Source organism: Pseudarthrobacter phenanthrenivorans Sphe3, from assembly GCF_000189535.1.
GTDB lineage: Bacteria > Actinomycetota > Actinomycetes > Actinomycetales > Micrococcaceae > Arthrobacter > Arthrobacter phenanthrenivorans.
This window is the reverse complement of record NC_015145.1, coordinates 2,170,210-2,184,534: the sequence shown is the minus strand read 5'-3', so window position 1 is coordinate 2,184,534 and position 14,325 is coordinate 2,170,210. Positions and strand designations below refer to the sequence as shown.

Sequence of the window (14,325 nt, the reverse complement as noted above, 5' to 3'; positions counted from 1 at the left end):
GCGCCATAACCTTGGCGTTGTCCGGCCCGTCCGTGTTTAAGCACCCGGTTATAAAACTCCCCGCCGCGGGGAATAGACTGAAGTAATTGAAACTGTGGTGAGGGGTGCTTCATTGGAAGAACGTTCGGCGTCAGCGCCAACGGCACAGGGAGACAAGAGTCCTGCCCACGGTACGCCGGCCGGGGTGGCTGCATCTGCGCGCCCGGGCCCGCTGGTTCCCGTCGACAACTCGGGTTCCCGTCCCACATTTCCGGGGCGCAGGGAGCGCACCCGGTCCCGGCTTGCCCGGCTGACGGGGCGCAGCACGGCCACGTACTCGCCTATCCTTGAGCCGTTGCTGCGGACTGTCCGCGCCAACAATCCCAAAGAGGATTTCGACCTGATCCAGCGTGCGTTCGACGTCGCTGAGCAAAGCCACCGCGGGCAGAAGCGCAAGAGCGGCGATCCGTACATCACCCATCCGGTGGCGGTGGCCACCATCCTCGCTGAACTGGGCCTCAGCGGCACCACCCTGGCTGCCGCCCTCCTGCACGACACCGTGGAGGACACCCCGTACACGCTGGCGGACCTGAAGCGGGACTTCGGCCCCGAAGTGGCCATGCTGGTGGACGGCGTGACCAAGCTGGACAAGGTCAGCTTCGGGGAGGCAGCGCAGTCCGAGACCGTGCGCAAGATGGTTGTGGCCATGGCCAAGGACATCCGCGTCCTGATGATCAAACTGGCCGACCGGCTTCACAATGCACGGACCTGGCGTTTCGTCTCGGCCGAGTCCTCCGCGCGCAAGGCCCGTGAGACTCTGGAAATTTTCGCCCCGCTGGCGCACCGGCTGGGCATGAACACCATCAAGTGGGAACTGGAAGACCTCTCCTTCGCTGCCCTGTACCCGAAGGTCTACGAGGAGATCGTCCGGATGGTGGGGGACAGGACCCCTGAAAGGGAGAAGAGCCTCAGCGTCATCCGCGACCAGATTACAGAGGACCTCCGCGCCGCCAAGATCAAGGCCACCATCACGGGCCGGCCGAAGCATTACTACTCCATCTACCAGAAGATGATCGTCCGCGATAAGGACTTTGATGACATCAACGACCTGATGGGCGTCCGGGTGCTGGTGGACTCCGTCCGGGACTGCTACGCGGCCCTGGGCACCATGCACTCGCGCTGGAACCCGCTGCCGGGCAGGTTCAAGGACTACATCGCGATGCCGAAGTTCAACATGTACCAGTCGTTGCACACTACGGTGATCGGGCCCGGCGGCAAACCTGTGGAAATCCAGATCCGTACCCATGAAATGCACCGCCGTGCCGAGTACGGCGTGGCAGCGCACTGGAAGTACAAGGACCAGCCCAACCGCACTGCCGTTGGACCGGGGAGTCCCCGCGACGGCGACATGGGCTGGCTGCGTTCCCTGGTGGACTGGCAGCAGGAAACGTCCGATCCGGGCGAGTTCCTCGACTCGCTGCGCTTCGAGATCAACGCCCGCGAGGTGTTCGTCTTCACGCCCAAGGGCGAGGTCATGGCGCTGCCTGCCGGCTCCACGCCCGTGGACTTTGCCTATGCGGTGCACACCGAGGTGGGCCATCGGACGATTGGTGCCCGCGTCAACGGCAAACTGGTTCCGCTCAACAGCGAACTGAACCACGGTGACTGGGTTGAGATCTTCACCTCGAAGGCCGAAGGAGCCGGGCCCAGCCAGGACTGGCAGCACTTCGTCAAGAGCGCCAGGGCCCGGAACAAGATCCGCCAATGGTTCAGCAAGGAACGCCGCGAGGAAGCGATCGACCGCGGCAAGGAACTGCTGACCCGTGCCATGCGGAAGCAGAACCTCCCGCTGCAGCGGCTGATGACCCATGAGGCCCTTGCCGCAGTAGCCGAGGAATTCAAGTACGTCGACATCTCGGGCCTGTATGCCGGTGTGGGGGACGGGCATACGTCCGCCCAGTCGGTGATGGAAAAGCTGGTCGAAAACCTCGGCGGCAATGAAAGCGCCGACGATGACATCGCCGAAGTCAGCATTCCCACCCAGGTCACCAAGGCCCGGTTCTCCGACTCCGGCGTGGTGGTTCGCGGCGTGGGCGACGTCTGGGTCAAGCTCGCCCGCTGCTGCACACCGGTGCCGCCAGATCCCATCCTCGGTTTCGTGACCAGGGGCTCCGGGGTTTCCGTGCACCGGACCGACTGCACCAACATTTCAGACCTGAAGGACCAGCCGGACCGGATTGTGGATGTGGATTGGGCACCGACGCAGTCCAGTGTGTTCCTGGTGGAGATCCAGGTGGAGGCCCTGGACCGCAAATCGCTGCTGTCGGACGTCACCCGGGTACTGTCCGAGAACCACGTGAACATCCTTGCAGCCAGTGTGCATACGTCCACGGACCGGGTGGCCATCTCAAAGTTCGCCTTTGAAATGGGTGACCCCAAGTACCTCAGCCACGTCCTGAGCGCTGTCCGCAGGATCGACGGTGTGTTCGACGTGTACCGGACTACCGGAAACAAGCGCCGGAACTAGCGCCGCAAGCTTCTCCAACGCAGCCTTCTTGTGGGGCACCCGCGGCGTTGCTTCGATGGCGAGGACCAGCAGGCGCAGGCGGACATCATTCTGCGGGCGGGCCAACAGGGACTCCAGGGCGGGGATGGCAGATGCGGATTCCACGTGCAGTGCAATGTCCAGCGCCGTCCGCAGGGGGCTGGAAACCATAAGTCCGCCGAGGCTGACGACGTCCAGCGGGCCCAGCTTCACCTCATGGAGCGTACAGCCCCTGGTGTTCCGGAGGCTGGAAACCCTTCGTTTCGCATCCACGAGCAGGGCAAGCCTGTCAGGCTCGCCGGCGCAGCCGTAGATCCAGGCGGCTGTCATGCGGCCGGCGACAACACGCTGGCGGATGGACGGGGGCACTGATCCCGCTGCCGCACGCGCACGCAACTGCGGTGATGTCGGCATGCCCGGCAGCGTATAGCCGCGATGGTGCAGCCGGTCCAGCAGGCCATCCGAGGCAAGGGACTGCAATTCCGGCCAGGCGAACGGCATGCCGGGCGCATACAGCTCGGGGAACCGGGCAGGTGCTTCTGCCGGTGTTGGATGTTCTGGGCCGGCGCTAGCCGATGGAGTCGCCATTCGTCCATCCTGCCCCGGGATCCATTAACGGACGAAGGCCCGGTTCCGGGTATGTGGATAACCGGAACCGGACCTTCACGGAAGGTGTGCGCTGATGTCAGCGCAGGGGACTCAGGTGAGCTCGCTTGCCGACCGCTGGATCTGGTCCAGCCATGCCTGGCGGGCCTCAAGGGCTTCACGCGCAGCCTTGATCTTGCGCTGGTCGCCGGTCTTCTCAGCCGCGGCCAGGTCGTCCTGCAGGCCTGCGATCGCAGCTTCGAGCTGGGACAGGGCGCTGTTGGTGCGCGCCTTGCGCTCCGGGTTGGACCGCTGCCACTGCTCGTCTTCGGCCTGGCGGACGGCGTCTTCAACCTTGCGCAGTCCGGCCTCAATACGGCCCATGTCAGCCCGGGGAACCTTGCCCGCCTCTTCCCACCGGTCACGGACGGACTGCAGGGCTTTCTTTGCCGCTGCAAGGTCCTTCACGGGCAAGATGGTGTTGGCCTCCGCCAGGAGCGCTTCCTTGACCTTAAGGTTGGCGGCGTATTCCTGGTCGATCTCGTCGTTGGCTGCCTGCCGGTTGGTGAAGAAGACATCCTGGGCGGCGCGGAAGCGGGCCCAGAGTGCGTCGTCGTCCTTGCGGCTGGCGCGCGGGGAGGCCTTCCACTGGTCCATCAGCCGGCGGTATTCGCCCGCGGCAAAACCCCAGTCCGTGGAGCTGGAGAGTGCTTCCGCCTCAGCAATGAGCTTCTCCTTGGCCGACTTGGCAGCAGAGTTGTTGCTGTCCAACTGGGAGAAGTAGGCGCGGCGGTGCCGGTCGAATACCGTGCGGGCAGCGCGGAACCTCTTCCACAGGGCGTCTTCATTGCTGCGGCCCAGGCGCACGCCGCTCTTCTGCGCTGCCTTCCAGCTCTCGAAAAGCTCGTTCATCCGCGCGCTGGAGGTTTTCCACTGCGTCTGTGCAGGGTCCTGGCCGGAGATCTGCTCAGCTTCGGCAACGATCGCCTCGCGGGCCGCAAGCTCCGACGCGCGGAGGGCGTCATGCTGGGCCTTTTCGGCTTTCTCAAGCTCTTCGATCTGGCCTGCAAGCTTGTCCAGCCGCGCTTCTGCCGCCCGCAGGTCGCCCACCATATTCCGCTCGGCGAGCTGCTCCCGGAGGTGCGTCACCGTCTTTTGCATGTCGGTGCTGGGTGCCTTGGAGCTGACGCGCTGTTCAAGCAGCACAATCTGGGCCACGATGTCGTCGTACTTCCGGGCGAAGTACGCCAGGGCTTCGTCGTCGCTGACGCCCGGGTACTGGCCCACGGCGTGCTCGCCGCCGTCGATGGTCAGGAAGACATGCCCGTCACCTTCAACGCGTCCCCATTTCGACGCTTCGGCCAGGGAGGTTGCAGGAGCTGCCGGAACCGGTGTTGCGGCCGGAGCGGCAGCAGCAGGCTTGGGCCGTGAAGCGAATGCAGCCGGGGAGGGTGCGGCCGGGCGGGATGCGGGTACGGGTGCAGGTGCAGGTGCTTCCTCAGCAGGGGTGCCGGCCGCCGGGACCTCACCGGCACTGGGTTCTTCTGCAGCGGCAGCCCCGGCCCCGGGTGCGTCCGCAGCGGGGGTGCCGGCTGCCTCGGGTCCTGGCTGGGCTGCCTCGATGGCCTCCGCTTCGGCCAGGTCTGTTGCTGTTTCGTCGGATTTCTGACTGTCTGTCACCGCTAAAAGTCTTTCGCTTGGAGGGAAATACTCACGTACTGCACCGCGGCCTCGCAGGCCGGGCTTCCTACTTCAGAGAAAATGAGTCTATCGTGACTGGTTCCACGGGTGCGCCGTCTGTGTCGCTGCTGCCCGGCGTGATGCCGGCGGCAGCGATATCCGAGACGATGTCCAGCCCGGATGTTACCCGTCCCACCACCGTGTAGCCGCCGGCACTGTCTGCCGGGATGACCGTGTCCTTGTAGACAATGAAGAATTGCGTGCCGTTTCCGTAGGCGTTGTTGCCGGTACGGGCCACCGCGATGGTTCCAGCCGGATAGGTATTGTCCGCTGGGGTGTTTTCCAGTGGTCCCCAGGTGTAGTTCGGGTCACCCTGCCCGTCGCCCGACGCCGAACCGCATTGCAGGACGCCAAAGGACTCCCCGGTGGTCAAACGGTGGCAGGACTTTCCGGCGTAGAAGCCTTCGTCGCTGAGGGATTTGAAGACTGCGGCTGCCTGTGGAGCCTTGGTCCCGTCCAGCTCAACACCGAGGGCGCTGCCGTTGAGCACCAGTTCACCCGTGAAGGTCTTGCCGGCAGCGGTGTCGGCGGCGGGGATGTTGGGGCCGTTGGTTGCCTGGGCAGACGGGTCTGCCGACGGGCTTGCGGAGGCCGACGGGCTGGACAGCCCGGCCTCCGCGGCTGCGAATTCCTCTTCGGTGGGATTTCCGGCAAAGGCGGTGAGTTGGAGGACGACGGCGAGCACCACCGCGGCTGCCCCGGCACCGGCGGCGAGCAGGTTGTCGCGCTTGCGGCGGTTCTCCTGGTCCCGCCGCATGGCGCGCTTGGCTTCCATCTGCTGGATGCGCCGTTTGGCCTCGCGGGCACTGCGTGGACTGGCCGCCAAGGGTCCTCCTTCTAGTCGGGGTGCTGCACCCGGTGGCCCTGGGCCGCTGGTAGCAGGTGTTTGGCGGTCACACCCGCCTTTCCGCCGCATTAGAGATGCCGGCGGAAGGCGCATAAACTGACTGCCGCACATAGTTTATGCATGACTGGCTGGACTGCCGCCGTCGCAAGGACCGTTTCGGGCCGATCGCCGCGCAGGTCTGGCAGCCTTCACCAAGAGGAGATACTCCACCATGGCACGCACCGCCTCCCTGTCCGGATTCCCCGAGTGGCTTCCCGAGGAGCGGCTGGTGGAGCTCCATGTGCTTGACACGCTGCGCAGGGTTTTTGAACTCCATGGGTTCTCCTCGATCGAAACCCGGGCAGTTGAAACGGTGGGCCAGCTGCTGCGCAAGGGCGAAATCGACAAGGAAGTGTATGGACTCAGCCGGCTCCAGGAAGACGAGGGCACCAACCCTGTCAAAGAAGGAAAAGCTGATCCGCATGCACTTGCCCTGCACTTCGACCTGACCGTCCCCTTTGCCCGCTACGTCGTCGAAAACGCCGGATACCTGGCCTTCCCGTTCCGGCGCTACCAGATCCAGAAGGTGTGGCGCGGCGAACGTCCCCAGGAGGGCAGGGCGCGCGAATTCACCCAGGCGGACATCGATGTGGTGGGCGACGGCGAGCTGCCGTTCCGCTATGACGTGGAGATTGCCCTGGTCATCGCCGAGGCGCTGAGTGCCCTTCCGATTCCTGATTTCCGCCTGCGCATCAATAACCGGAAGCTCGCGGAGGGGTTCTACCGCGGCATCGGACTGGATGACACTGCCGGCGTGCTGCGGAGCATCGACAAGCTCGAGAAGATCGGCCCGGCGAAGGTGGCCGAACTGCTGAAGTCCGAACTGGGCGCCACGGACGAGCAGGCGCAGAAAGCCCTGCAGCTGGCCGGAATCCGTGCGGAAGACACCTCGTTCGTGGCGCAGGTCCAGGCGCTGGGCGTCACCAACGATCTGCTTGAGGAAGGCCTGGCTGAACTCGAACAGGTGGTCGAAGCTGCCGTGCAGCGGGCCCCCGGCAAGGTGGTGGCCGACCTCAGCATCGCCCGCGGCCTGGACTACTACACCGGCACCGTGGTGGAAACGGTCCTGGTGGGCCACGAGCAGCTTGGCTCCATCTGCTCCGGCGGACGGTATGACGCCCTGGCGTCCAAGGGAAACCGGAAGTTCCCGGGGGTGGGGCTCTCCATCGGAGTGACCCGCCTGGTGTCACGCATCCTCAGCCAGGACCTGGCAAGGGCATCCCGTTCGGTGCCCACGGCCGTGCTGGTGGCCCTCGCGAACGAGGACAGCTGGGACGTTGCCCAGGACGTTGCCGCGCAGTTGCGCAGCCGCGGGATTCCCACCGAGGTGGCGGCGAAGGCGGAGAAATTCGGCAAGCAGATCAAGTTCGCTGACCGGCGCGGCATCCCGTTCGTGTGGTTCACTGACGACGACGGCACGCACCAGGTCAAGGACATTCGCACCGGGGAGCAGGTGGTGGCCGCCCCCGAGACCTGGACTCCGCCGGCAGAAGACCTGACGGTCCAGGTATCAACGGTGTCCGAGCCTGCGGCGGTTTAGCGGCGGAACCGCAGCACAACCCACCGCCCTGCCACGCCGGCGGCAAGCACCGCCGCCATGGTCGCAACTGACGCCGGCGGCAGGGTGAACGCGAGCAGCAGGCAGGCAAGGAAACCGGCTGCGTTGAGCCAGCGCGGCGCGTAGCCGGGATGCCGGTCCAGGGTGAACGCGGATGCGTTGGCCACGGCGTAGTAGATCAGGACGCCAAAGCTTGAGAACCCCACTACCGTCATGACGTCGGTGGTCAGCAGGAGCAGGATGACGACGGCGGCCACGGCAAGTTCCGCGGCGTACGGCACCGTGTGCCGGCCGCCAACCTTGGCCAGCAGGCCGGGCAGGTCGCGTTCCCGTGCCATGGCCAGCGTGGTGCGGCCCACACCGGTGATGAGGGCAAGGAGCGCGCCAAGGCATGCGGCCGCGGCTCCTGCCTGGACGATAGGAGCGCCTGCCTCGAGCCGGGACTGCAGCACGGCGTCAAGGAGGGGTGTGGTGGTGGCGGCGAGCTGCCCGCCGGGAAGGTGGTTCAACAGGAGCAGGGCCAGCGTGAGGTAGATGGCGAAGGCGCCGGCCAGTGCCGCCAGGATGGCGCGTGGAATGGCGCGGGCAGGATCCTTGACCTCCTCGCCCAGGGTCGCAATCCTGGCGTAGCCGGCGAACGCGAAGAACATCAGGCCGGCAGCGGGGAGCACGCCGGCGGGGGAAGCAGCGCCGTCGGGTCCGGCCGCGGCGGGATCGGGATGCGGTCCCATGGCTGCTGCCACGGCGACGAAGACCAGGGTGGCCAGCACTACGCACAGCAGGATGCGGGTGAGCAGGGCCGTGCGGGTAATGCCAAACAGGTTCACAACGGTCAGGGCAACCACGGCGGCGATGGCCACCGGCACGGCATACCCGGGAGAGATGTAGCTGCCGAACGTCAGCGCCATGGCGGCACAGGAAGCGGTCTTGCCGGTGACAAAGCCCCAGCCTGCAAGGAAACCTGGCCACTGGCCAAGCTGTTCCCGTCCGTAGATGTACGTCCCGCCACTGGTGGGGTACCTGGCGGCAAGCGCGGCGGAGGCCACGGCATTGCAGTAGGCCACCGCCCCCGCGATGACCACCGAGAGGGCCAGGAGCTGGCCCGCCAGCGCCGCCGCAGGAGCGAAGACCACGAAGACCCCGGCGCCCAGCATGGAGCCCAGGCCTATCGCAGTGGCGTCGAACGTGCCGAGCCTGCGTTGAAGTTGCTGGTGTGCGCTCATGCGGTGGCAGTCCCTTTGCAGCGGGTAAACTCGAACGGGATTGTTCCCGTAACGATCCTATTTAACTTCCAGATCGACTTCCCGCTGTTACCCCGCAGAAAGGCGTGCTGTGCTGCGCACACATGACCTCGGATCCCTTCGTTCCGAGCACATTGGACAAACCGTAACCCTGGCCGGCTGGGTGGGCCGCCGTCGTGATCACGGTGGCGTGGCCTTCGTTGACCTGCGTGATGCTTCCGGCGTGGCACAGGTGGTGGTCCGTGAGGAGGAAGTCTTCCACGGCCTGCGCAACGAGTACGTCCTGCAGATCATCGGCACCGTGTCCAGGCGGCCGGAGGGCAATGAAAACCCCGCCCTGGCCACCGGTGAGATCGAGGTGATGGCCGAAAAGGTCACCATCCTCAACACCTCCGATCCCCTTCCGTTCCAGATCGACGAGCACGTTGAGGTGGGTGAGGAAGCACGCCTGAAGCACCGCTACCTGGACCTGCGCCGCCCCGGGCCCGCACGCAACCTTCGGCTTCGCTCCGAAGCCAACCGGGTGGCCCGCGAGCTGCTCCACCAGGACGGGTTCGTTGAAGTCGAGACCCCCACACTGACCCGGTCGACGCCGGAGGGCGCCCGCGACTTCGTGGTTCCCGCGCGCCTGGCGCCGGGTTCCTGGTACGCCCTTCCGCAGTCGCCGCAGCTGTTCAAGCAGCTACTGCAAGTGGGCGGTTTTGAAAAGTACTACCAGATCGCCCGCTGCTACCGGGATGAGGACTTCCGTGCTGACCGGCAGCCCGAGTTCACCCAGTTGGACATCGAGGCAAGCTTCGTGGAGCAGGACGACATCATTGCCCTGGGCGAGAGCATCGTCAAGGCACTGTGGAAGCTTATCGACGTCGAAATCCCGACGCCGATCCAGCGGATCACGTACCACGACGCCATGGCCCGCTTCGGCTCCGACAAGCCGGACCTCCGCTTCGGCGTGGAGCTCACGGAGCTGACGGAATTCTTCAAGGACACAAACTTCGGTGTCTTCAAGGCGCCGTATGTTGGTGCCGTGGTGATGCCGGGCGGTGCTTCCCAGCCGCGGCGCACCCTGGACGGCTGGCAGGAGTTCGCCAAGCAGCGCGGCCACAAGGGCCTGGCCTACGTTCTCTTCAAGGAAGACGGCGAACTTGCCGGTCCGGTGGCGAAGAACCTGACCGAAGCCGAACGTTCCGGCCTCGCCGATGCCGTGGGCGCCAAGCCGGGGGACTGCATCTTCTTCGCCGCCGGCGAGAAGTCTGCCGCCCGTGCCCTGCTCGGCGCAGCCCGCGTTGAAATCGGCCACCGGACCGGGCTGATCGACCCCAACGACTGGGCCTTCTGCTGGGTGGTGGATGCACCGATGTTCGAGCCCGCCGCGGCGGCAGTTGCGTCCGGCGACGTCGCCGTTGGCGCCGGCAAGTGGACGGCCGTGCACCACGCGTTCACATCGCCCAAGCCGGAATACATGGACAGCTTCGACACGGATCCCGAGTCCGCCCTGGCCTACGCCTACGACATCGTCTGCAACGGCAACGAAATCGGCGGCGGCTCCATCCGTATCCACCAGAGCGACGTCCAGGAACGCGTCTTCGAAGTCATGGGCCTCTCGCACGAGGACGCCCAGGAGAAGTTCGGCTTCCTGCTGGAAGGCTTCAAGTACGGCGCACCCCCGCACGGCGGCATCGCCTTTGGCTGGGACCGCGTGGTGGCGCTCCTGTCCGGCGTGGACTCCATCCGCGACGTTATTGCCTTCCCCAAGACCGGCAACGGCTACGATCCCCTGACTGCAGCCCCGGCACCCATCACGCCGCAGCAGCGCAAGGAAGCCGGCGTCGACTTCAAGCCGGAGGCAAAACCGGCAGAAGCCAAATAGGAAACCAACCCGCATCACCTGAAGGTCCTCCTGCACGGGAGGGCCTTCAGGCTTATCTGCAAAGGAATAGCTGTGGCCGGGCACTCACTGGTTCCGCCGGACCACCATTACGGGGCGCTCATGGATGCTGCCTGGCCGGCACTGGAGCGCCATGACACGGGGGAGTGGGTCCACCGTGCCGCCGCCGGTGTTACCCAGCGCGCCAATTCCGTGTGGCCGCGGGACTGTGCCCGCGAACCGAAGGAGGCGTTGCGCGCGGCCTTGCAGTGGTACCGGCAGCGGCGCCTGCCACTGATCTTCCAGGTCACGGAAACACCGGCGAACTCGGCGTTGAACCACCTCCTGGATGCGGAGGGCTTTACCCGCCAGTCGGAGACGCTCATCATGTGCCGCGCCGGAACGGACGCGCCGTCACCTTCGCCCTCCGCCACTGCGGCAGCGGTTGAGGTTACTGACCAGCCCGGCACAGGGTGGCTGGACCTGTGGTGGAGCGTGGATGGCCGGGGCGGCACCGCCGGGATGGAAACGGCACGGGCCATCCTGGCCGGTTGTCCCTCCCTGTATGCCCTCGTAAGGGACGACGACGGCGTCCCCGCCGCTGTAGGACGCCTCGCCCTGGTGGCGGGGACCGGCGGGATCTACTGCATGGCCACGTCCCCCACCCATCGCCGCCGGGGCTACGCATCGGCGGTGCTCGAGGCCCTCCTTACCGCGGGAAGCGCCAACGGCGCAGACAGCTTTTGGCTGCTGGTCACTGCGGCCAACCAGGCCGCCCGGCAGTTGTACAGCGGTGCAGGCTTCCAGGAAGCGGGCCGCTATCTCTACCGCCAGCAGCGACCCGCGCGTGCCCTGACTGGCTGCTGAGCTTGACCTCCATCCTGCTCACTGATGGGCGGTTGTGGATAACCCGGCCCCGGCGTCGGTCACTTGGATCCTGATTGAGCAGGCGTCGGCGGCAGCTTTCTTCAACACGGCGGCTTTCGGATCCGGAACGTCCAGGGGCGTGAGCCGCGGCAGGCACGCAAAGCGGGTGAGCGACGGGTGCTGGAGGACGAGGGCCGCCAGGGTCCGGTCGCCGCCGGGAACCACGTACTCGAAGGATTCACTGCCGAACACCCGGGCTGCCTGCTCCGCCACAGCGTCCACCAGCGCCTCCGCCTGGTTGGACCGCCGCCGCGCAAACCGCTGCTGCGACTGGCCTCCCGCGGCGGTGCGGGACTGCACGTAGGTGGAGCCAACCTTGGATGCCAGGACCAGCCCCTCACCCGCAACGCCCACTCCGTACCCGCCGCGCCGGACCAGCAGCAGGCCAAGCCGGCGCGGCTGCGACGCGAGGGAGGCAAGCCGTTCGAGGGCATCCCGGCCGCGGCCCGGCCGGCCATCCACGGGCCACGGAGCCTGCAGAAGCGCCTCGGTCCCGTCGGAAGCCATCAGGCGCAGGCCGTCGTCGCCGTCTTCCATCACATAGCCGCCGTGGGCGGCGCCAAACCTCCCGGCCCAGCCGTCCAGCCGTTCGCCCGGAACAAAGGCCGTCCTGGTTGAGATGGGGCGGCCGGTGCCGTGCGGTGTCATGGGAACCCTTTGGAAGACGACGAAAGCCGGGCAGCAATCTGGAAGTAGCCTATCTATGTGGATGATCTCTTCGGCCAAGGGCCCCGTAACGACGACGACGGCGACAATGGCGCACCACTCGCCGCCCGCGCCGTTGGAGGCGGCAGTCCCTCACCCCGGGGGCCACTGGCCGTTCGGATGCGGCCCCGTACCCTCGACGAGGTGGTGGGCCAGCAGCACCTGCTGGGGCAGGGTTCACCGCTGCGGCAACTGGCGGCAGGCGCCGGCGCCGATACGTCCGGGCCGGCCGGTCCCACTTCCCTCATCCTCTGGGGGCCGCCTGGCACCGGCAAAACCACCCTCGCGCATGTCATTGCCCGCGGGCCCGGCAGGAAGTTCGTGGAGCTGTCAGCGATCACCGCCGGTGTCAAGGATGTGCGGCGGGTCATGGATGAGGCCCTGACCGCCAGGGACCTGTACAAGACCACCACTGTCCTGTTCCTGGACGAAATCCACCGGTTCAACAAAGCCCAGCAGGATGCCCTGCTGCCCGGCGTCGAAAACCGGTGGGTGGTCCTGGTTGCCGCCACCACCGAAAACCCATCCTTCTCCGTGGTCTCGCCGCTGCTGTCCCGCTCCCTGCTGCTGACGCTGCGCCCGCTGACCGACGCGGACATTGAAGGGCTGATCCAGCGTGCCGTTGCCGACCCACGGGGCCTGAGCGGGAAGGTGGACCTCAGTGCGGAGGCCCTCGAGCACCTCGTGAGGCTCTCCGGCGGTGATGCCCGCCGCGCGCTGACCGCGCTGGAAGCCGCCGCCGGCGTCGCATTCGGTGATGCTGACGACGCCGTCGATGGTCCTGTCGCCGTTGACCTCAAGCACACCGAGCGGGCCCTGGACGTTGCAGCTGTACGGTATGACCGCGCGGGCGACCAGCACTATGACGTCATCAGTGCCTTCATCAAGTCCATCCGCGGCTCGGACGTCGACGCGGCCCTGCACTACCTGGCCCGCATGCTCGAGGCGGGGGAGGACCCGCGCTTCGTTGCCCGGCGGATCATGATTTCCGCCGCCGAGGACGTGGGGATGGCGGATCCCACGGCCCTGCAAACAGCGGTGGCTGCGGCCCAGGCCGTCCAGCTGATCGGCATGCCGGAGGGCCGGATCATCCTTGCCGAAGCCGTGGTGCACCTGGCAACCGCCCCCAAATCCAACGCAGCCTACCTGGGCATCAACAAGGCAACAGCCGATGTCCGGGCCGGCTTCGGCAACGGCATTCCCGCCCACCTGAGGGACGCGCACTACCCCGGGTCCAAGCAGCTGGGCCACGGTGTGGGATACAAGTACGCCCACGACGCTCCCCACGGAGTGGCCAGCCAGCAATACCCGCCAGATGATCTCGTGGGGAAGGACTACTACCAGCCCACGGCCAACGGGGCGGAGCGGGACATCGCGGGGCGGCTGGAGCGGCTGCGGAAGATTGTCAGGGGTAAGTGACCGCCGTGGTAGGATGGATGTTTGTCTGGCAAGGCGCCGGCGCACAATCTCCCCAATTTTACGTTGTGAAGGTTATGCCCTGCGCCCAGTAGCAAAAGGCAGCGGTTGGCCGATGCTCTCCATCGTGGAGGCCAGTAACACTGACACACCGCAGATATTGGAAGGACACAAGTGGCTAACAACACTCGTGCTCGCCGTCAGGCCCGCCTCTCGCGGTCCCTCGGCATCGCTCTGACCCCCAAGGCCGCCAAGTACATGGAGCGCCGCCCGTACGGCCCCGGTGAGCATGGCCGTGCCCGCAAGAAGCAGGACTCCGACTACGCCGTACGTCTGCGTGAAAAGCAGCGTCTGCGCGCCCAGTACGGCATCCGCGAAGCGCAGATGACCCGTGCCTTCGAAGAGGCCCGCCGCACCAAGGGCCTGACCGGTGAAAACCTCATCGAACTGCTCGAAATGCGTCTTGACGCCCTGGTCCTGCGTGCCGGCTTCGCCCGCACCATCGCCCAGGCCCGCCAGCTGGTTGTGCACCGCCACATCATGGTTGACGGCGTCCGCGTTGACCGCCCGTCGTTCCGCGTCGGCGAGGGCCAGCTCATCCACGTCCACAGCCGCAGCGAGACCATGGTCCCGCTCCAGGTTGCCGCAGCCGGCGCCCACCGCGACGTCCTGCCGGCCGTTCCGGGCTACCTGGACGTCAAGCTGGAAGCCCTGCAGGCACGGCTGGTTCGCCGCCCCAAGCGCTCCGAGGTCCCCGTGACCTGCGAAGAGCAGCTCGTCGTCGAATTCTACGCACGCTAAATTCCGGCAGCGTATCCAAAGAAGCCCGTGGCAAGCGCCGCGGGCTTCTTTGTATGTAAGGTACTTGGGGGACAT

Annotated in this window: 11 protein-coding genes; 6 read left to right on the top strand and 5 right to left on the bottom strand. The window is 66.2% G+C overall.

Features of this window, described 5'->3' with window-relative positions; genetic code table 11:
- Positions 1 to 112: 112 nt before the first annotated feature.
- A complete protein-coding gene (locus ASPHE3_RS10020) occupies positions 113 to 2,506 on the top strand; it encodes a RelA/SpoT family protein (RefSeq protein ID WP_013601112.1) in 2,394 nt (797 codons plus the stop codon).
- Here the strand turns inward: ASPHE3_RS10020 and ASPHE3_RS21450 are convergent.
- From ASPHE3_RS21450 to ASPHE3_RS10010, 3 genes are all read right to left on the bottom strand, one after another.
- Positions 2,387 to 3,112 carry a type IV toxin-antitoxin system AbiEi family antitoxin gene (locus ASPHE3_RS21450; RefSeq protein ID WP_148258094.1) on the bottom strand — a complete coding sequence of 242 codons (726 nt, stop codon included), beginning with the start codon at positions 3,110 to 3,112 and terminating at the stop codon, positions 2,387 to 2,389. The two genes, ASPHE3_RS10020 and ASPHE3_RS21450, sit on opposite strands and share 120 nt — an antisense overlap.
- A gap of 111 nt (positions 3,113 to 3,223) precedes the next feature.
- Complete coding sequence (locus ASPHE3_RS10015; protein WP_013601110.1) at positions 3,224 to 4,789, bottom strand: DUF349 domain-containing protein; 1,566 nt, start codon at positions 4,787 to 4,789, stop codon at positions 3,224 to 3,226.
- Positions 4,790 to 4,856: 67 nt separating this feature from the next.
- Entirely contained in the window at positions 4,857 to 5,675 is an 819-nt protein-coding gene (locus tag ASPHE3_RS10010; protein ID WP_013601109.1) for a peptidylprolyl isomerase, read from the bottom strand.
- Between the two features lie 232 nt (positions 5,676 to 5,907).
- Between ASPHE3_RS10010 and hisS the strand changes: the two genes are divergently transcribed.
- The gene (hisS, locus tag ASPHE3_RS10005) at positions 5,908 to 7,275 is read left to right on the top strand and encodes a histidine--tRNA ligase (RefSeq protein WP_013601108.1); all 1,368 of its coding nucleotides are present in this window, start codon (positions 5,908 to 5,910) and stop codon (positions 7,273 to 7,275) included.
- Here hisS and ASPHE3_RS10000 read toward each other — a convergent pair.
- Positions 7,272 to 8,516, bottom strand: coding sequence for an APC family permease (locus tag ASPHE3_RS10000; RefSeq protein WP_013601107.1), 1,245 nt, complete (start codon positions 8,514 to 8,516; stop codon positions 7,272 to 7,274). The genes hisS and ASPHE3_RS10000 overlap by 4 nt on opposite strands.
- A 109-nt stretch (positions 8,517 to 8,625) precedes the next feature.
- Between ASPHE3_RS10000 and aspS the strand changes: the two genes are divergently transcribed.
- Both aspS and ASPHE3_RS09990 read left to right on the top strand, forming a co-directional pair.
- Positions 8,626 to 10,404: an aspartate--tRNA ligase gene (gene aspS, locus ASPHE3_RS09995; protein WP_013601106.1), complete on the top strand. Its 1,779-nt coding sequence runs from the start codon at positions 8,626 to 8,628 to the stop codon at positions 10,402 to 10,404.
- A gap of 72 nt (positions 10,405 to 10,476) precedes the next feature.
- Positions 10,477 to 11,268, top strand: a complete 792-nt coding sequence (locus ASPHE3_RS09990) for a GNAT family N-acetyltransferase (protein ID WP_013601105.1) — start codon at positions 10,477 to 10,479, stop codon at positions 11,266 to 11,268.
- A gap of 18 nt (positions 11,269 to 11,286) precedes the next feature.
- Here ASPHE3_RS09990 and ASPHE3_RS09985 read toward each other — a convergent pair whose 3' ends face one another.
- The gene (locus ASPHE3_RS09985; RefSeq protein WP_013601104.1) at positions 11,287 to 11,976 is read right to left on the bottom strand and encodes an acVLRF1 family peptidyl-tRNA hydrolase; all 690 of its coding nucleotides are present in this window, start codon (positions 11,974 to 11,976) and stop codon (positions 11,287 to 11,289) included.
- 57 nt (positions 11,977 to 12,033) lie between these two features.
- Between ASPHE3_RS09985 and ASPHE3_RS09980 the strand changes: the two genes are divergently transcribed.
- A complete protein-coding gene (locus ASPHE3_RS09980) occupies positions 12,034 to 13,452 on the top strand; it encodes a replication-associated recombination protein A (protein ID WP_013601103.1) in 1,419 nt (472 codons plus the stop codon).
- A 171-nt stretch (positions 13,453 to 13,623) separates the two neighbouring features.
- The gene (rpsD, locus tag ASPHE3_RS09975) at positions 13,624 to 14,250 is read left to right on the top strand and encodes a 30S ribosomal protein S4 (protein ID WP_013601102.1); all 627 of its coding nucleotides are present in this window, start codon (positions 13,624 to 13,626) and stop codon (positions 14,248 to 14,250) included.
- Positions 14,251 to 14,325 lie beyond the last annotated feature (75 nt).

Coding starts and splice junctions, on each gene's coding strand:
- hisS (WP_013601108.1), top strand. CDS start 5,908: ATGGCACGCACCGCCTCCCTGTCCGGATTCCCCGAGTGGCTTCCCGAG.
- ASPHE3_RS21450 (WP_148258094.1), bottom strand. CDS start 3,112: ATGGCGACTCCATCGGCTAGCGCCGGCCCAGAACATCCAACACCGGCA.
- ASPHE3_RS09985 (WP_013601104.1), bottom strand. CDS start 11,976: ATGACACCGCACGGCACCGGCCGCCCCATCTCAACCAGGACGGCCTTT.
- ASPHE3_RS10000 (WP_013601107.1), bottom strand. CDS start 8,516: ATGAGCGCACACCAGCAACTTCAACGCAGGCTCGGCACGTTCGACGCC.